Genomic DNA, 17,196 nt, shown 5'->3' on the forward strand with positions numbered 1-17,196 from the left:
CTATGGTAGCCCGAGCCGGTGGTGTACCGCAGCCACGACGCATGGTGGCGCGCGGCGGCGGCACCGTCGCGGCGCGATCAGTCGCTGGTGGCGCCGCCGAAGTGATCGCTGAAGATGGTGTCGTTGGTGAGCGTGCGGAACAAGGTCGCATCCCAGTCGGTCGCACTCCAGCGGCGGCTGCCGACCACCAGGGTCGAATCGGCATCGACCAGCAGTCCCGCGACTGACGAATACTCCAGTGCCGGCGTGTTGGCGCGAAACCGTGCGTAGTTGCTGGTGTGCAAGCGGATGGAATCGCCTTCGAACTGGGCAACCAGTTGGAAGGTGATCGGCGGGTCAAATCCCCTGGCATCACCGGCCACCACCAGATCGCGCGTATTCGGACGCTCCGCGATCGCCCTGGGCCTGAAGTCGCCAGCATCATAAGCAGTCAACCCGCCGCCACTGAAACGATCGTCCAGACTGCCATCCCGCCGCAGCCGCCCCATCATCAATCGCCATTCGTCGTTATCGCCTGACCAGCCAGCCAGCGCCAGCCGACCGGTGGCCAGCACCGCGATCGCGGTCACCGAATCCTTGCAGACGCCCTGGCCGCAATCGCCAAGGTTCAACGCCACCGGGCGTATGCCGTTGCCATCGAAGCTCGCATCGGGTGTGCCGGCGAGCGCATTGAGGGCCAACACGTAGCCGTCGTAATCCGTCAGCGCTGCATTGACCGAGTAGTCGCCCGCGATGTAGATGCGCGCCTGCGCATCCGGATCGTTCGACAGCGCCATCGCATGCACCTTGACGAATTTATTCGAGGCGCCGTTGTCGATGAAATGGGTATAGCGCCCACCCGTGCCGAAGCTTGACACCAGCGCTCCCGTGGCGCGGTACAGCGCCGCCACCGCGATCACTTCACGGTGGTCGGTCAGTTCGGCGGTGCCGGCGACGATAAGGCCGATGTTGCGGCGCACGACCACGCGGGTCGCGACGTCGTTGCCCGCCCCGCCCAGATTGAAGGAAATCAGAACCGTGCCGTTGACGCCGAAACCGGCGCACGGCCCCGGCTCGGGCGGGCTGTCGATGTCGACGCAGGTCACCGCAAAGTCCGTCGAGGGCAAGCTGGGCGGCTTGGCGCGCCCAACGAAGTAGAACTTGCGCCCCACTGGATCGTAGGTTGCATCATTGATGACGGTCATCGGCGTCGGCACCAGCCATACGCCATCCTGGAGGCCGTTCGGGCGTACGCGGATGACCGCGGCGTCGAGATAGGAATCCGTGCGCTCGTGTGCAGCCATCAGATACCAGCCGGCGCCGTTGGCATGGACGCTCAAGCCCATGCCGATGTTGGCGCCCGGGTAATCAAGGTAGTAGGCCGCCATGCCGGCGCCCCAGAAGCCGCCAAAGGCAGGGTCGGGATCGAGGTCGATGCCCGGCGGCGGACCGCCAAGCACGGCGCCGCTGCCCGCCGGCGCAACCGCGGCCAACATGGGCGCATGCCAGTTCGCATCGATGTCATGCTGCGCCCACGTCTCGCCGTGGGCGCACAACAGGACGACGGCCACCGTCGCCAACCAAACTGCCTGCCGATTCATGCCCGCTCCTTGTTCGACCACACCGGATTCGGTGCTCGCGCAACAAGTGTGGAAGCGCAGCTACGGCGCGACTACTGGCAAATGCCGGTGAATCACGGCTGGTCGTGGGCGGTGTCGGCAGCGTCCGCCGTTGTGTCCGCAGCGGCAAATGGCCGCAGATGCGCCAGCAAACCGACCAGCTCGGCCTGGCGATGGCAGTTGGTCTTGCGGAAAATCCGTTCCAGATAGGCACGCGCGGTGCTCGTGCGGATGTGGCAGCGCTGCGCCGCCAGCGCAAGGCTGGAGCCATCCGCCAGCGCGCCGGCCAGCCGGCTTTCGGCCGGCGACAAGTCGTACAGCGCACCCAGCAACGTCGGCTCAGGTCGCCAGGGCACGGCCTCCATGCTGCCCACCACCAGCAGGACGAGGTCATGCACGAACAGGTCCAGGGCCGCACCGGTCACTGCGGCGAGCTGCACGACGCGCGCCGGATGTGGTGGTCGTGCCGGTACCGCGATCGTGCAGGCCAGCGCACGGCCGCGCAGCATGGCCGCCAGTTGCGCGTCGGCGCGCGTATCGCCCAGCACCGCGCGATCACCCGCCCGCGTTGTCAGCAGCAGTGGATTCAGCCATGAGTTGGCGCCAACGACCCGCCCGCTGCGGTCGAGCAAAGCAGCCGGAACCGCCAATGCGCTCAGTGCGTCGAGCGTACCGCGGGCGCGCCCGAGACCCGACTCGGCAGCGATCGACACCGCACGCTGCAGGTGCGGGCGCAGCCCCGCGAGGCGACGCAGCCGCGCCGGATCAAGCGGGCCGTCAGCGAGTTCGCGCTCGAAGCTGAGGATCATGGTGGTGCCGCTGGCGAGTGGAATCGCCGAGCCGACCTGCCACCCCAACTCGGCTTCGCGATAAGCCTGTTGAACGGGATCCGCGGCCAGGCGCTGCGGCGACATCAGATCTTCGACACCGTGGAAATCCCGCGTGCCATCGCCGGCTCGCAGCAGATGACTTGCCGTCCGCTCGCGGCGCTGCCATACATCAGTCTGGGTCAGTCGCTCGAGCAGTGCGCGCGTACGACGCGTGGTCTGCCAGCCGGGTGGGCTGCGACCATTGCAGACCAGCAAGCTGCTGCTGGCCGCACCGATGCGCTCGCACAACGATTCCAGCACGCTCGGCCATTGCGTTGGCACGAAGGCGGCCGCGTAAATCGCTTCCAACAGCGCTGCGCTACTCATTGCCAGCCCGCCCCCTGTAGGCGTTGTGGCCAGCATAGCGCCTTGCCGCAGCGACTGCCTGTGCACGCCACCCTCGATCGCGCAGTCGGCAGCGCGCGGCCCGTGGTGGCGCGCCAGCCGCTTCGCGGCAACCTTGAGTTCAACTGCCGGGGTGTCGTGCCGACACCCTCATCCTAGAACGGGATTTCGTCGTCGTCGGGGAAGCCGCCGCCGGGCGGTGCCGCCGCCGGCGCCTCCTGCCGCTGCGGCCGCCCACCGCCACTGGCGCGCTCGCCGCGGGCGTAGCCACCACCACCGCCACCGCCGCCACCACGACCGAAGCCGCCCTCGTCGCCGCCGCGCGCATGCCCGCCCTCACCGGCGCCGCCACCGAGCATCTGCATCTCGCTGGCAATGATGTCGGTCGTGTAGCGCTCGACGCCGTCCTTGTCGGTGTACTTGTTGGTGCGCAGCGAACCTTCGATGTAGACCTGCCGGCCCTTCTTGAGGTACTCGCCGGCGATCTCGCCGAGCTTGCCGAACAGCACCACGCGATGCCATTCGGTGCGCTCCTGGTTCTCGCCGGTCTGCTTGTCGCGCCACTGCTCGGAGGTGGCGAGGCGGATGTTGGTGACCGCGCCGCCGGCGGTGGTGAAGCGCGTCTCGGGGTCGGCGCCGAGGTTGCCGACGAGGATGACCTTGTTGATGCCGCGTGCCATGGGGGGCCTCTGCGATGGAATCGGGAACACGATGCGCAGTATCGCATGGCACCCGCGACCACCGCGCGCGCCGATCGCTCAGCGGCGTGTCAGCCGTTGTCGACCGGCGTGGTCGGCATATCGCTCGCGCCGGGCCAGCGCCGGGTGACGCGCTGGAAGAACAGCACGTTGGGCACCCGCAGCGTGCTGCCGTCGGCTTCGAGCAGGCTGGTGTAGACCATGTTGATGTCGACCACCTCGCCCTTGAAGCCGGCCTTGTCGCCGCTTTCCGCCAGTTCGATGCGGTCGTGCAGGCGGAATGGCCGCATCACCACGATGAGCAGCGTGCAGAACAGGTTGGACAGCACGCTCCAGGCCGCAAAGAAGGCGACGGCGCCGACCGCGGCGAAACCCGTGAACGCGGTCCACAGCACCGTGCTCGACACGCCCATGATCTGCAGGATCACGAGCAGCGCGGCGACGTTGACCACCGTGCCGGCCACGCGCAGCGGTACCGCCATCATCTGTTCGGAAAACTGGTAGCGCTCGCGCAGGCGCCGCGCGACGCCGCGCGCCACGCGGCGCAGCAGCCACGCCACCACGAGCACGAGCAGCACGAGCGCGAGTGTCGTGAGCACGTCGAGCGAGGGATGCAGCCACTCGGGCAGAATCTGCTTCATCGCGTCACGATATCGGGCCGCGCCGGCACTGCCAAGCCGGGCCGGGCGCTGCCGGCGCCATCGCCGCGGCCGCTATACTTGCGCCCCCGCCCGAGCATCGCCGCCCGATGTCCACCGTGTCGCCCGCTCCGCCCCGCATCGAACGCTTCGCCGACGTGCAGGCCTTGGCCGCGGGCGAGATGGCCGCGATCGACGCGCTGATCCGCCAGCGCCTGGCTTCCGACGTGGTGCTGATCAACCGCGTCGGCGAGCACATCGTCGGTGGCGGCGGCAAGCGCCTGCGGCCGATGCTGCACGTCCTGGCGGCGCGCGCCGCCGGTTACAGCGGGACATTGCATACCCAGCTCGCGGCGGTGATCGAGTTCATCCACACCTCGACCCTGCTCCACGACGACGTGGTCGACGAATCCGACCTGCGCCGCGGCCGCCAGACCGCCAACGCGGTGTGGGGCAACGCGGCCAGCGTGCTGGTTGGCGATTTCCTCTATTCGCGCTCGTTCCAGATGATGGTCGAGCTCGACAGCATGCGCATCATGCGCATTCTCGCCGACACCACCAACCGCATCGCCGAGGGCGAGGTGCTGCAGCTGCTCAACATCGGCAATCCCGACACCACGCAGCGCGCCTACCTCGAGGTGATCGAGCGCAAGACCGCGGTGCTGTTTGCCGCCGCGACGCGGCTCGGCGCCGTGCTGGCGGGCCTGCCGCCGGCGCAGGAGGAAGCACTCGCGCGCTATGGGCTGGATCTGGGCTATGCGTTCCAGATTGCCGACGACGTGCTCGACTACGCCTCCGACGCGCACACGCTCGGCAAGAACATCGGCGATGATCTCGCCGACGGCAAGCCGACGCTGCCGCTGATCCTCGCCATCGAGCGCAGCGCGCCGGCGCAGGCGGCGATGCTGCGCCAGGCACTGCAGGCCGCCGACCTCGCCGCGCTGCCGCAGGTGCTGGCGGCAATCCACGCCACCGATGCCCTGGCCGCTTCGCGCGAGCGCGCGCATGCCCACGCGCGCAGCGCACGCGAGGCGCTGTCGGCACTGCCCGATTCGGCGGCACGCGCGGCGCTGGCCGTGCTCGCCGACCACGCCATCGACCGCAACCAGTGACTCAGTCCCTGCCGCCGAAGGCCTCGGTGAAGAACGCACGCATCTGCGCGTAGGCGCGCCGCGCGGTGCGCTCGTCGTACTTGCAGCCGGGCGTGGCGCCGGTGGCGGTCGGGATCGCGAAGCAGTGCACCGCCCCACCATAGCTCACGAACTGCCAGTCAGCCCTGGCCGCGCGCATCTCGTCCTGGAACGCCGCGATCTGCGCCGGCGGCTCAAAGCCGTCGTCGGCGCCGTGCAGCACGAGCACGCGGGCCTTGATGGCGTCCTTGAACGACGCATCGCCGCTGAGATTGCCGTGGAACGACACCACGCCGGCGACATCGGCGCCGCTGCGCGCGAGGTCGAGCACGCCGGTGCCGCCGAAGCAGAATCCGAACGCACCCCAGTGGCGGCCATCGAGCGGCGCCTTGCCCTGCTGCGCCTTGAGCTGGGCCAGGGCCGCGTTGATGCGCGCACGCAGCACGCCGCGATCGGCATACAGCGGCTTGACCGCGGCACTGGCCGCAGCGGCGTCCTGTGGTCGCAGCGCCGCGCCATAGACATCGGCCACGAGGATCACGTAGTCGCGGCCGGCGATCTGGCGGGCCAGCGCGATGTTGTCGGCGCTCAGGCCGAGCCAGTCGGGCGCCATCACCAGGCCCGGGCGCGGCGTCTGCACCGCCGCATCGTAGACGAGCACGCTCTGCATCTTCGTGCCACCGACTTCGTAGTCGATCGGTCGCGTCACCATCGCGGCCTCGGCGGGTGCGGCCAGGACCATGGCAAGGGCAAGCAGGCTGAGATGCATGATCGGCTCCCGTGGCAGGCTGGAATGCCGATCATAGTCCCGCTCGCGGGCGCCGGCGGCGCCGCCGTCAGGCAATGCCCAGGCCCTCGATCTCGCCGATTGCAGCCGGGTCGAACCCCGCCAGTTCGGCGAAATGGCGCCCGCGCGCGGCGTAGTCGTGGTACTGGTCGAAGCTCGGCGCGCCCGGCGACAGCAGGACCACGCCACCGGTCGGCGTGAGCTCGCGGGCGCGCGCGACCGCCGCCTCGACATCGGTCGTCTCGACGAGGCGGCAGGCGCCGCCAGCCTTGCGCAACAGCGCCGCGATGCGCGGGCCGTTGGCGCCCATCGTGATCACCGCGTGCGGCGGCTGCGCACGCACATGCTCGGCAAACGCGCGCCAGTCCAGGCCACGCTCGAAACCGCCGACCAGCACGCTGACGGCCCGCCCGGGCAGACTCGCCAGCGCCTCGCAGGTCGCGCGCGGCGTGGTGGCGATGCTGTCGTCGATCCAGCCCAGCCCGCCGCGCTCGCCCAGCCACTGCAGGCGGTGCGGCAAGGCGCGGAAGCTCGCGATGGCGCCGGCCGCCGCGCCGGCATCCTCACCGGCGGCCTCGAGCGCAGCCAGCGCGGCGCACAGGTTGACCGCGTTGTGCGCGCCCGGCAATGGCGAGCGCGCGAGATCGAACACGGCCTGTCCGGCGCGTCGCACCCAGCCGGCCGCGACGTGCCAGCCGGCCTCGCCACCGAATGCGAGCGCGTGCGGGTGGCGCGCGGCACATGCACACAGCGCCGGCTGGCCACCGTTGTACACCAGCGTGCGCGCCGCCTGCGCCAGCGCGAGCTTGTCGGCGACGTAGCGCTCGCGCGTGCCATGCCAGTCGAGATGCTCCTCGTAGACGTTGTTGAGCACGGCCACGTCCACCGCGGCCGCATCGCGGGTCTGGAAGCTCGACAGCTCGATCACCCACCAGTCGGGCTCCTGCGGTGCATCGAGCAGGCGCAACAGTGGCAGGCCGATGTTGCCGGCCAGCGCGACGCGACGGCCGCGCGCGCGCAACAGGTGCGCGATCAGCGCCGTGACCGTGCTCTTGCCCTTGGTGCCGGTCACCGCGATCACGCGCGAACGCGGGTGTTCGGCAAACCACAGCGCCGTGCCCGAGGTGAAGCGCGTGCCGTGCCGCTCGGCGGCCTCGATCTCACCCCGGTAGCGACTCACACCGGGCGACTTGATGACGACGTCGCAGGCCGCGAGCTCGGCCGCGCTCGGCGCGTGCGTGACGACGTCGAACGGCGTCTCGTCGGGCACGTCGCACAGCTCGGCCTCACTGCAGAACAGGACCGGGCGCAGCTCGGGCAGGCGGCTGTGCAGTGCCGACAGGGCGGCGCGCCCTTCCCTGCCGCAGCCCCACACGGCCACCCGGCGTCCGGCGAGGTCAGCGATGCGCATCGAACACATACGGCACGAGTCGGGCGGGAATGCGGTGCTCGCCGCAAGGCGCGAGTTGGGCGTCGAGCGCGAGCGAGCGCGGATCGAGTTGCGGCGCGATCTCGCGGCGGAAGCGCGCCACCAGCGCGTCCTCGCTCCATTCGGCGCGCGCGGCCAGTGCGGCGAAGGCGGCGCGCGACTCCTGCCCCTCGCCCACGCACTCGAACGGCTTGTGGTCGCGGTATTCGATCAGCGCATCGAAGCCCGCCGACAGTGTCTCGTCGTCGAGCAGGTTGCGGCCGAAGATCGCGAGCAGGCGCGGCTTGGGCATGAACGGTGCGAGCGCGAGGAACACGAAGTGGCACTTCGGACACTGGCCGCACCAGCGGTCGGCAGGCCGCGGCCCGAGGATGCGGAAATTGCGGTTGCAACTGGAAAACACCGCGTCGTAGGCCGTGCTGCGCGCGAAGCGCTGCGCCACGGCCAGCTCCGACAGCGGCCGCAGCAGCGAGTAGTAATGCAGCCGCGGATCGATGCGCGCGGCGATCACCTCGCCCACGGCGCGTTCGAACGCCCAACCCTTGCTCCACTGATGGTTGACCGCCTGCCCGTCGTATTCGAGCGTCGCGCTCGATGCCGAACGCTCGTTGGAGAAGGCGATGGCGTCGAATCCGTACAGCACCGCCGCCACCACGAGGATGGCCGAGTTGATCGCGGTGACCGGAATGTGGCCGTTGTAAGCACCGGCCTTGTTGTATTCGAACAGCACCGGCGACAGCTCGCGGCCGATGTTGAGCGTGGCCAGCCCGGTGCGCGCCGCGCAGGCTTCGATCAGTGGCGAGTTGCCGATCCAGACCGCCGTCGCATCGACGCCGGCGGCCTTCAGCAGCTCGACACTGACAAGCGAGTCCTTGCCACCACCGATCGGCACCAGGGTGCGTGCCGCTGCCGGCGCGGCGCTGCCCGCGGGCGCTGCCGCAACCGCCGCTGGCGCCGCGACCGGAAAGCGGATGCGGCCGCGCAGATCGAGCCGATTGTGGTAGGCGAACTCGCCCAGGCCGTGCAGGTACAAGGTGTCGAGGAACGCCGCCGTCGCGGCGTCGGGCGTGTGCGACTCGACGGCGATCCCGGCCGGGACACCCGCCTTGAAGTAGCTGATGCCGGCAATCAGGTGCAGCAGATCGAGCGCGGCGTCGAACCCCGCGCGGCGTTCGGCGGCGATCGGCGGCGCAGCCGGAAACGTCACGCGCTCGACGAGCTCGGGGCCGTCATCGAATGCATACACGAGGCATGCCACGCCATCGGCGTACTCACGCCGCACGAAGCGGAAGCAGCGCGCCGTGCGCGGATCGACCAAACTGTTCACCGCAGCCCCCTCACCCTGCCCCCGCCCCAGAGGCGAGAGGGGAAACCCGCGGCAACGTCGCCGCCTGCACCTTCGGAGCACGCGCTGATCTCCCTCTCCCCATCGCAGCACCCGCTCGTCGCCCGCTCCCCGCCGGGGCGAGGGCTGGGGCGAGGGGCCGGCCGCAGCGCAACGCCGCAGCCTTCGCTGTCCGAGCGCGCAGGCCGACAGCAGCAGCACCGCGCGTCGGTTGCGTTCGTTGTCGCAGCAAGGAGCGCGCGCCGCGCAAGCGCATGACGGCACTGCCTGCGCCGTGCGGATCGGCCACGCCCATGGCACGCGCGCGTCGACCGCAAGCGTGCTCGCAGCCACGGACACCTGCCGCACCATGGCGGGAACGATGCCGATCGCGCTGCCGAATTGCACAACCGCGCGCGCATCAGATGATCACCTCCATGGCCGGTTCGCGCAGATTGTAGTGCGAGGCCATCACCGCGCCGTAGGCACCGGCCTGCGCGATCAGGATGACGTCCCCTTCACGACATTCGGGCAGGCGGCGATTGGCGCCAAGCACGTCGCCGCTCTCGCAGATCGGCCCGACGACCTGCACCATGTGCGCGGGCGCTGCGTCGAGTCGGCTGAGGTTGACGATCTCATGCCAGGCGTCATACAGCGCCGGGCGCAGCAGCGAGTTCATGCCGGTGTCGACGCCGACGTAGTGCACGCGCCCCTTGCGCTTGGTCTGGGTCACGCGGGCGAGCAGCACGCCGGCGTCGGCGACCAGATAGCGGCCCGGCTCCATCCAGAGCTGGAACTGCGGATAGGCCTGCTTGACCTCGGCCAGCACGCCCGCCAGCGCGGCCAGGTCGAGCGCGCGCTCGTCGCTGCGCGCCGGCACGCCCAGCCCGCCACCGATGTCGATCGATTCGATGCGGCTGAACCCTTCGGCCAGGCTCGCCAGTTGCGCGTAGACCGAGCGCCAATGGCTGGCGTCGAGGATGCCCGAACCCAGGTGTGCATGCAGGCCGACGATGCGCGCGCCACAGCCGCGGGCGAGCGCCCGGAACTCATCGACCTGATCGAGCGCGACACCGAACTTGGACGTCGCGCCGCCGGTCTTGACCTTGTCGTGGTGGCCGCGCCCGACGCCCAGATCCACGCGCAGGTGGACCGCCTGGCCGGCGAACGCCTCGCCCCAATGCTGCAACGGATGCAGCGCGTCGAGCGTGACACGCACGCCGAGCGCGAGCGCCGCGACATACTCGCTGCGCGGCGCGAAGTTGGGCGTGAACAGGATCCGCTCGGCGGGCAGCTGCGGCAGCGCGGCGCGCACGGCGTCGATCTCGGCCAGCGACACGCATTCGAAGGCGAAGCCCTGTCCGTGCAGCTCGCGCAGGATCGCCGGATGCGGATTGGCCTTGAGCGCGTAGTGCCAGCGATCGACGAGCGCGGTCGTGGCCGGCGCCGGCGCGCGCAACTGCATCAGCGCCCGAGCGTTGGCGCGCACCGCATCGAGTGCGTAGACGTAGCGCGGCGAACGCTGCGCCGCCAGTTCGAGCAGGTCGGCGCGCGCGGCGCGCCACCAGGTCGGCGCCGGCGGCGATGGCGTGCCGGCCTCGAGTTCGCGCCAGCTCGGCCCGAACACGGCGCCATCCTCGGCGCGCAGCGCATCGGCACGGATCAGCAGCGCATGCAGGCGTGGAATCAGCTCGTCGGCCAGCGCCTCGTCGATGACGAAAGTGAGGTTGAGGTTGTTGGACGACTGGCTGATCAGGTGCACGTCGAGCGCACCGAACTCGGCCAGCACGCCCGACAGCCGCTGCAGCAGTGCGCGCATGCCGCGACCGACCAGCGTGATCGCGGCGCACGGCGCCAGCACCTTGACCCGGCACACCTTGGCCAGATCGGCCGCCAGCGCCGACAGCACGTCTGAATTGACGAGATTCTCGCTCGGGTCGAGCGACACGGTGACATTGGTCTCGGCCGAACCGATCAGGTCGACCGACAGGCCGTGCTGCTTGAACGCGGTGAACACGTCGGCGAGGAAGCCGACCTGTTGCCACATGCCGACCGTTTCCATCGAGATCAGCGTGACGCCCTTGCGCGCGCTGATCGCCTTGACGCACGGCGCCGCGTCGCTGCCGATCGCGCGGATCTCGGTACCGGGGAACCCGGGACGATTGGTGTCCTTGATGACGAGCGGCACGTCGGCGCGGCGCAGCGGGCCGAGCGACCGCGGATGCAGCACCTTGGCGCCGGTGGTGGCGATCTCCTGCGCCTCCTGATAATCCAGCCGTGCCAACAGGCGCGCTTCGGGCACCAGGCGCGGATTGGCGCTGAACATGCCGGGCACGTCGGTCCAGATCTCGACGCACTGCGCGCGCAGCATCGCGCCGAAGCATCCGGCCGAGGTATCCGAACCGCCGCGCCCGAGCAGCACGGTGCGGCCTTCGCCGTCGCGTGCGATGAAACCTTGGGTGATGAACACCTCCCCGCGCGCCGCCAGCGCGGCCTCGAACGCGGCGTCGGGCACGGCCGGCACCGTCGCCGACAAGGTGCGGCTCCAGGCGCCCTGGTTGGGCAGCGGCTGTGCGAGCAGGTGCTCGCGCGCGTCGAGCCATTGCGTGTCCGGCAGCCCCTGGGTCGCGAGGAACGCCGCACCGAGCGCGCTCGACATCAGCTCGCCGAGCGCGAACACCTGCGCCTGCCATTCGAGCGCGCGGCTGGCGCGGCGCGTGTCGGCGACGAGCCGCTCCATCTCGGCCAGTCGCGGCGCCAGCACCTGCGGATCGGCCAGCTGCATGTCGGCCACGAGCGCCGCATGGCGGCGCACGATCTCGGCCTGCGCAGCGCGCGCCGCGGCTTCGTCGTCAGCGCTGTCGGCGATGCGCTTGAGCAGGTCGGTCACGCCCGACAGCGCCGAGACGACGATCAGCACGCGCTGTCCGCGCGCGCGGTGCGCGGCGGCGATGCGGGCGATGTTCTCCCAGCGCGAACGCGTGGATACGCTGGTGCCGCCGAACTTGGCGACGACCCAGGGCCTGTGCGCAGCAGGCGTGACGGCGTTCAAGCGTGGCTATTCCGCAGCGGAGGTGGCGCGGCATTTTTTCGTGCAGCGCAACAGAACGCAACCGCTGCGCTTATGCCGACCTGGCATGGTGGCAGAAGCGGCCTGCCGCGCGCGCCTCCCCTCGCCGCGGTTGGGGCGCGATGCGACAATGCGCCGATGCCCAGACCCACCGACCCCGCTGCCAGCCCGCCGACGCCGCCCGCCGCCACGCCGCGACCACCGGCGCCACTGCCGATCACGATCAATGGCAAGTTCTACGACCACGACGGCGACCCGGCGATGCCCCTGCTGTGGTTCCTGCGCGACCGGCTGCGCCTGACCGGCACCAAATACGGCTGTGACGGCGGCGAATGCGGCGCCTGCAGCGTGCTCGTCGATGACAAGCTGGTCCGCGCCTGCACGCTGCCGATGGCTGCCGCGAGCGGCCACCGCGTCACCACGATCGAAGGCCTCGCCGGCGACGATCTGCATCCGCTGCAGCAGGCCTGGATCGAGTCCGACGCGATCCAGTGCGGCTATTGCCAGAGCGGGCAGATCCTCGCCGCCGTCGACCTGCTGCGGCGCAAGCCACGCCCGGGCGAAGACGACCTCGCCGCGATCGCCAACCTGTGCCGATGCGGCAGCCAGCCGCAACTGCGCCGCGCGATCGCGCGCGCCGCCGCGATCCTGCGCGGTGAGCGCAAATGAGCGCGCCCGCGAGCCCCGCGCGGCGCCACTTCCTCGCCATCAGCCTCACCGCCGCCGGCGCGCTGCTGATCGCGCCGCGCCTGCGCGCGGCCCCGACGCCGAACGTGCCGCCCGAGCTTCTCGGCGAGGACCTGACGGCGCTGGGTCCGTTCCTGCGCATCGAGCGCGGCAACCGCATCGTCATCGGCGCGCCGGCCTGCGAAGTGGGCCAGGGCGTGTTCACCGAGCTGCCGATGCTCATCGCCGCCGAACTCGACGTCGACTGGACCCAGGTGCGCGTCGTGCAGCTGCCGTATGGCTACGTTGCCAGTGATGGCGATGGCGCCGCGACGCTGTACGGCAACCAGGGCCCCGGCGCCGTCGACGCCGCTGCCCAGCGGCACCTGCGCGAGGCCGGCGCGACCGCGCGCTGGCTGCTGCTGCAGGCCGCCGCGCAGGAATGGAACCTGCCGCTCGAACAACTGCGCACGCAGGCCGGCCAGGTGCTGGCGCCTGATGGCCGCAGTCTCGGCTATGGCGCGCTGGTCCGCAGCGCCGCGGCGTTGACGCCGCCGGCCCAGGTGCCGCTCAGGGATACCGCGGCCGGCACGCTCGTCGGCCACCCCACGCGCACCGCCGACGCACGCGAAATCGTGACCGGCGCGCGCCGGTTCGGGCTCGACAGCTACGGCGCCGATGCGGTGGTGGCGGTGCTCGCGCGCTGCCCGTGGATCGGCGGCACGTTGACCCACTTCGACGACGCCGCGGCGCGCAAGGTCGCCGGCGTGGTCGAAGTGGTCGAACTGCCGGCCTCGACCGACGTGGTGCTGGCGCCGAGCGTGGCCGTGCTCGCCACCCACAGCTGGGCGGCGCTGCAGGGCCGCCAGGCGCTCAAGCTCGACTGGCAGGCGCCGGCGGGCCCACTCGAATCGAGCGCCGCGCTCGCCGCCAGCGCACAGGCCGCACTCGATGCGGGCAGCGGCGGCAACATCGTGCGCAGCGACGGCGATGCCGCCAGTCTGCGCAAGCGGCCGGCGCGCCACCGCATCGAAGCGCGCTACGAGTTGCCGTTCCTTGCCCATGCGCCGATGGAACCGCTCAACGCCCTCATCGAGCTCAAGCAGGATGCGGCGCGGCTGGTCGCCGCGGTGCAGGATCCCGACGCCGCCTCGCGCCTCATCGCGCGCCTCACGGGCCTGCCGCGCGGCGACATCGCGATCGAGCTGCCACGCGGCGGCGGCAGCTTCGGGCGGCGCCTCGACAACGACGCGGTGGCCGAAGCGGTGCTGCTGGCCAAGACGGTCGGCAAACCGGTCAAGCTCATGTGGACACGCAGTGACGACCTGCAGCACGACCGCTATCGTCCCTACGGCATGCATCGCCTGGCCGCCTCGCTCGACGACCACAAGCGCATCACGGCATGGACCCACCATTGCGCCGCGACGGTGCTCGACGCGGCCAAGCCCAACGCCGGCCTGCTCGAGGCGGACGCCTTCCCGGCCGGCCACGTCGCCCATCTCGAACAGGTGTTCCACCCGCTCACCACGCGCCAGCCACTCGTGGGCGGCCCCTGGCTGGCCGCGTTCCGGGCGTTCCCGGTCGAGTGCTTCATCGACGAACTGGCCGTGGTGTCGCGGCAGGATGCGGTCAAGCTGCGCCTGGCCATGCTCGAGGATCCGAAGGCGCCCGCGGTCACCGGCGGCGTCGCCAACGCACGGCTCGCACACGTGCTGCGTGAATGTGCTGCGCGCATCGACTGGGGCAAGTCGCGCGACGACGGGCATGGCCTGGGCATCGCCTGCCACGCCGTGGCCGGCGGCTGCTTTGCGCATGCGTTCGAGATTTCGGTCGACAAGGGCCAGTTGCAGATCCATCGCGCCGTATGCGTGGCCGACATCGGCCGCGTCATCAACCCGCTCAATGCCGAGCAACAGGTCGCCGGCGCCTGCCTCGATGGCGTCGCGGCGACACTGCAGCAGGCGATCACGCTCAAGGACGGGCGCGTGCAGCAGCACAGCCTCACCGACTATCCGCTGCTGCGCATGGGCCTGTCGCCGCGCACGACCCAGGTGCAGATCATCGACTCCAGCGCCGACCCGATCGACCCGGCCTGGGCGCTCGCCAGTGCCGGTGCGGCGTTGGCCAACGCGGTCTACGCGGCGACCACGGTGCGCGTGCGCAAACTGCCGCTGCTGCCCGAACTCATGCGCATGCTGTGAGCGGCTGCAGCCGCCGCGCCCGCTGACCGGATCGGGGGCCGCCTCACAGCGCGGCGAGCACGATCGCCGCCGCCAAGCCGAACGCGAGCAGGCTCGGCCAGTCGGTCAGCGCGAACACCAGCGGATCGTCATGCATGCGCCCGCGCGCGGCCAGCCGCCACAACCGCGCGAGCCACAGCGCAAGCAGGCCCACCAGCCACCACAGATGCTGTGGCTGCGCGTACAGCGCGGCGCTCTTGGTGCTGTCCACATACAGGGCGAGCACGCCGACCGCGGCGATGCCGGCGGCGATGCCGCAGCCGCGCAGCAGCCGCCGGTGCTGCGGGCGGTAGCCGCGCCCGGCCAGGCCAGCGCCGGCTGCCACGCGCACGAACTCGATCTCGCGCTTGAGCAGGGCCAGGCCGAGGAACAGGCACAGCGCGAACGCGAGCAGCCAACCCGACACCGCGACCGGGATCGCTGCGCCGCCGGCGACGATGCGCAGCGTGTACAGCGCGGCCAGCGCCAGCACGTCGAGTGCAGGCAAGCGCTTCAACCACAGTGAATAGGCCAGCGTCAGCGTGGCATAGGCGAGCAGCACCGGCAGGAACCGGGCCGGCAGCAACGCCGCACAGGCGAACGCCGCCAGCGTGAGCGCCGGCACCACGGCCAGTCCGGCGAGCAGCGACAGCCGACCGGCCGCGAACGGTCGCAGGCACTTGCGCGGATGCCGGCGGTCGGCGTCGAGGTCGAGCAAGTCGTTGAGCACGTACGCAGCCGACGCGCACAGGCAGAACGCCGCGCCCGCGAGCAGCGCATGGGCGACCACGGCTGCCTCGACGCGATGCGCGGCCAGCGGCGCGACGAACACGAGCAGGTTCTTGGCCCACTGGTGCGGACGCAGTGCCCGCAGCAGCTCGATCCACGGCTTGCCCTCGCGCGCGAACACGCGCTCGACGCGCCCCTGCGCCTGCGCCGCGCGCAGCACGCGCGGCGGCGCGTTGACGACGATGGCGCGGCGCGCCTGCGCCCACACCACGAGGTCGGCCCGCGCGTTGCCGGCGTAGTCGTAGCCGAGCGCGCCGTGCCGCGCCACCAGCGCGGCGGCCTTGCGCGAGCCGGCGAGATTGCTGTGGCCATCGCTGGCGACGACCGCGGCAAATCCGCCCAGATGCGCGGCCACGGCATTGGCCAGCCCGGCATCGGAGGCGGTGCACAGCAGCAGCGGCCGCCCCTGCTGCGTGCGCAGCCAGGCGAGCAGGCGCCTGTCGTAGGGCAGGCGCGTGACATCGAGCTGCACGCGCCGCGCCACTTCGCGCTTGAATGCGGCCAGGCCACGGCGCAGCCACCACGGCAGCAGCAGCAGGTAGAGCGGATTGCGCCGGATCAGCGCCAGCACCGATTCCACGCCCAGATCGGTCAGGACCAGGGTGCCATCCATGTCCACACACAGTGGAACCTGCCCGCTCGAACTCATGCGCCCATGCATCGATCGCGCCGCATGGCGCCGCGCAAGCATGGGGGAAGTGCCGGCGCTGCGGCAACCATCACGCGGGCGCTGGCGCTACGACGCCGGTTCGCAGCCGCCCGACTCGGCGCGCCGGCGCGCGCGATGCTCGATCGCCTGCGGATCGGCCAGGCCGATCCAGCTGAGGTACTTGCGCGCCACTTTGTCGCCGACGCTCTCGTCGCGCGCGAACGCACCGGCAAAGCGCGTCTTGCGGCAATCGAGCGGGTTGCCACGCTCCTCGATGCGCGCCCAGTGCTGCTGCGCGGCCTCGCGCGCGGTCTTCGGCGCCGGCTCGGCCGGTGCCTTCAGCGGCGCCTGGCCATCGCCGAGGCGCACGCTGCCGTCGGCGTTGAACAACCGCAGTGGCGCAGCGGCGCCGGCGCCGAGCCGCGCGCGCATCGCGTCGCTCGGCTCCTCGGCATGGGCGGGCGGCGGGTTCTGCCGCACCTGCGGCGGCGCGATCGCGACGCGGCTGGGGCGCACCACGAGCGCCGGTTCGGGTTCGGGCGGCGCCGCTGCCGGCTCGCTCACGGACTCGATGAGCTGCACCGTGATGACCTGCGGCGCGGTGGCGCGGCGCCAGTGCGCGCTGCGATAGGAGTGCATGCCGAGCACGAAGCCTGCCAATTCGACCACGGTGAAGGCGAAGGCGAGGACCAGCCCGAGCCAGAACACGCGCCGCTCGCGGACGGGTCGCTCCCAGCGCAGGCTGCGCTGCCACGGCAACGCGTCGCTGGCCAGCCGCAGCGAACCGGGCGCATGCAGCAGGACCTCGTCGCAGGCGGCAGGTGCTGCATGGGCAGGTCGCTCGCTGTCGGCCAAGTGGACACCGTGGTCGCAAAGCGCCGCAGCTTACCGGGCGGCCGCTAAAGCGAGGTTAAACCCGCTCCGCCGGGGGGGGGGGCGGCGGCGGCCCCACGCGGCGCCTTCACGCATTGCACCTTGACCCTGG

General features: G+C 71.0%; 13 protein-coding genes. 3 read left to right on the top strand and 10 right to left on the bottom strand.

Going from position 1 to position 17,196, the window contains the following annotated elements; all coding sequences use genetic code 11:
- Positions 1–77 precede the first annotated feature (77 nt).
- The 4 genes from KF903_RS09460 to KF903_RS09475 form a co-directional block, all read right to left on the bottom strand.
- On the bottom strand, positions 78–1,580 hold the full coding sequence (locus KF903_RS09460; protein WP_291214001.1) for a hypothetical protein: 1,503 nt from the start codon (positions 1,578–1,580) through the stop codon (positions 78–80).
- Between the two features lie 92 nt (positions 1,581–1,672).
- Complete coding sequence (locus KF903_RS09465; RefSeq protein WP_291214003.1) at positions 1,673–2,794, bottom strand: helix-turn-helix transcriptional regulator; 1,122 nt, start codon at positions 2,792–2,794, stop codon at positions 1,673–1,675.
- A gap of 173 nt (positions 2,795–2,967) precedes the next feature.
- Positions 2,968–3,492, bottom strand: a complete 525-nt coding sequence (gene ssb / locus KF903_RS09470) for a single-stranded DNA-binding protein (protein WP_291214005.1) — start codon at positions 3,490–3,492, stop codon at positions 2,968–2,970.
- 89 nt (positions 3,493–3,581) lie between these two features.
- On the bottom strand, positions 3,582–4,151 hold the full coding sequence (locus KF903_RS09475) for a mechanosensitive ion channel family protein (protein ID WP_291214007.1): 570 nt from the start codon (positions 4,149–4,151) through the stop codon (positions 3,582–3,584).
- Between the two features lie 107 nt (positions 4,152–4,258).
- Between KF903_RS09475 and KF903_RS09480 the strand changes: the two genes are divergently transcribed.
- Positions 4,259–5,260: a polyprenyl synthetase family protein gene (locus KF903_RS09480; RefSeq protein WP_291214009.1), complete on the top strand. Its 1,002-nt coding sequence runs from the start codon at positions 4,259–4,261 to the stop codon at positions 5,258–5,260.
- Position 5,261: 1 nt separating this feature from the next.
- Here KF903_RS09480 and KF903_RS09485 read toward each other — a convergent pair whose 3' ends face one another.
- The 4 genes from KF903_RS09485 to KF903_RS09500 all read right to left on the bottom strand — a co-directional run bounded on the left by KF903_RS09485 (position 5,262) and on the right by KF903_RS09500 (position 11,870).
- The gene (locus tag KF903_RS09485) at positions 5,262–6,047 is read right to left on the bottom strand and encodes a dienelactone hydrolase family protein (RefSeq protein ID WP_291214011.1); all 786 of its coding nucleotides are present in this window, start codon (positions 6,045–6,047) and stop codon (positions 5,262–5,264) included.
- A 67-nt stretch (positions 6,048–6,114) separates the two neighbouring features.
- A complete protein-coding gene (gene murD, locus KF903_RS09490) occupies positions 6,115–7,476 on the bottom strand; it encodes a UDP-N-acetylmuramoyl-L-alanine--D-glutamate ligase (RefSeq protein ID WP_291214013.1) in 1,362 nt (453 codons plus the stop codon).
- Entirely contained in the window at positions 7,463–8,821 is a 1,359-nt protein-coding gene (gene murL / locus KF903_RS09495) for a UDP-N-acetyl-alpha-D-muramoyl-L-alanyl-L-glutamate epimerase (protein ID WP_291214015.1), read from the bottom strand. Before murL ends, murD begins: the two co-directional genes overlap by 14 nt.
- A gap of 418 nt (positions 8,822–9,239) precedes the next feature.
- Positions 9,240–11,870: a bifunctional aspartate kinase/diaminopimelate decarboxylase gene (locus KF903_RS09500; RefSeq protein WP_291214017.1), complete on the bottom strand. Its 2,631-nt coding sequence runs from the start codon at positions 11,868–11,870 to the stop codon at positions 9,240–9,242.
- Between the two features lie 156 nt (positions 11,871–12,026).
- On the opposite strand from KF903_RS09500, the gene KF903_RS09505 reads away from it, so the two are divergent.
- Both KF903_RS09505 and KF903_RS09510 read left to right on the top strand, forming a co-directional pair.
- Complete coding sequence (locus KF903_RS09505) at positions 12,027–12,557, top strand: (2Fe-2S)-binding protein (RefSeq protein WP_291214019.1); 531 nt, start codon at positions 12,027–12,029, stop codon at positions 12,555–12,557.
- Positions 12,554–14,755, top strand: a complete 2,202-nt coding sequence (locus KF903_RS09510) for a molybdopterin cofactor-binding domain-containing protein (RefSeq protein WP_291214021.1) — start codon at positions 12,554–12,556, stop codon at positions 14,753–14,755. Before KF903_RS09505 ends, KF903_RS09510 begins: the two co-directional genes overlap by 4 nt.
- Before the next feature lie 43 nt (positions 14,756–14,798).
- On the opposite strand, the gene KF903_RS09515 is transcribed toward KF903_RS09510, so the two are convergent.
- Both KF903_RS09515 and KF903_RS09520 read right to left on the bottom strand, forming a co-directional pair.
- Entirely contained in the window at positions 14,799–16,211 is a 1,413-nt protein-coding gene (locus tag KF903_RS09515) for a UbiA family prenyltransferase (protein WP_291214023.1), read from the bottom strand.
- A gap of 87 nt (positions 16,212–16,298) precedes the next feature.
- On the bottom strand, positions 16,299–17,066 hold the full coding sequence (locus KF903_RS09520) for a hypothetical protein (RefSeq protein ID WP_291214025.1): 768 nt from the start codon (positions 17,064–17,066) through the stop codon (positions 16,299–16,301).
- Positions 17,067–17,196 lie beyond the last annotated feature (130 nt).

This window comes from Dokdonella sp. (assembly GCF_019634845.1).
Classification (GTDB): Bacteria; Pseudomonadota; Gammaproteobacteria; order Xanthomonadales; family Rhodanobacteraceae; genus Dokdonella_A.

Coding starts and splice junctions, on each gene's coding strand:
- KF903_RS09460 (WP_291214001.1), bottom strand. CDS start 1,580: ATGAATCGGCAGGCAGTTTGGTTGGCGACGGTGGCCGTCGTCCTGTTG.
- KF903_RS09485 (WP_291214011.1), bottom strand. CDS start 6,047: ATGCATCTCAGCCTGCTTGCCCTTGCCATGGTCCTGGCCGCACCCGCC.
- KF903_RS09465 (WP_291214003.1), bottom strand. CDS start 2,794: ATGAGTAGCGCAGCGCTGTTGGAAGCGATTTACGCGGCCGCCTTCGTG.
- murD (WP_291214013.1), bottom strand. CDS start 7,476: ATGCGCATCGCTGACCTCGCCGGACGCCGGGTGGCCGTGTGGGGCTGC.
- KF903_RS09475 (WP_291214007.1), bottom strand. CDS start 4,151: ATGAAGCAGATTCTGCCCGAGTGGCTGCATCCCTCGCTCGACGTGCTC.
- KF903_RS09505 (WP_291214019.1), top strand. CDS start 12,027: ATGCCCAGACCCACCGACCCCGCTGCCAGCCCGCCGACGCCGCCCGCC.
- KF903_RS09510 (WP_291214021.1), top strand. CDS start 12,554: ATGAGCGCGCCCGCGAGCCCCGCGCGGCGCCACTTCCTCGCCATCAGC.
- ssb (WP_291214005.1), bottom strand. CDS start 3,492: ATGGCACGCGGCATCAACAAGGTCATCCTCGTCGGCAACCTCGGCGCC.
- KF903_RS09480 (WP_291214009.1), top strand. CDS start 4,259: ATGTCCACCGTGTCGCCCGCTCCGCCCCGCATCGAACGCTTCGCCGAC.
- KF903_RS09515 (WP_291214023.1), bottom strand. CDS start 16,211: ATGAGTTCGAGCGGGCAGGTTCCACTGTGTGTGGACATGGATGGCACC.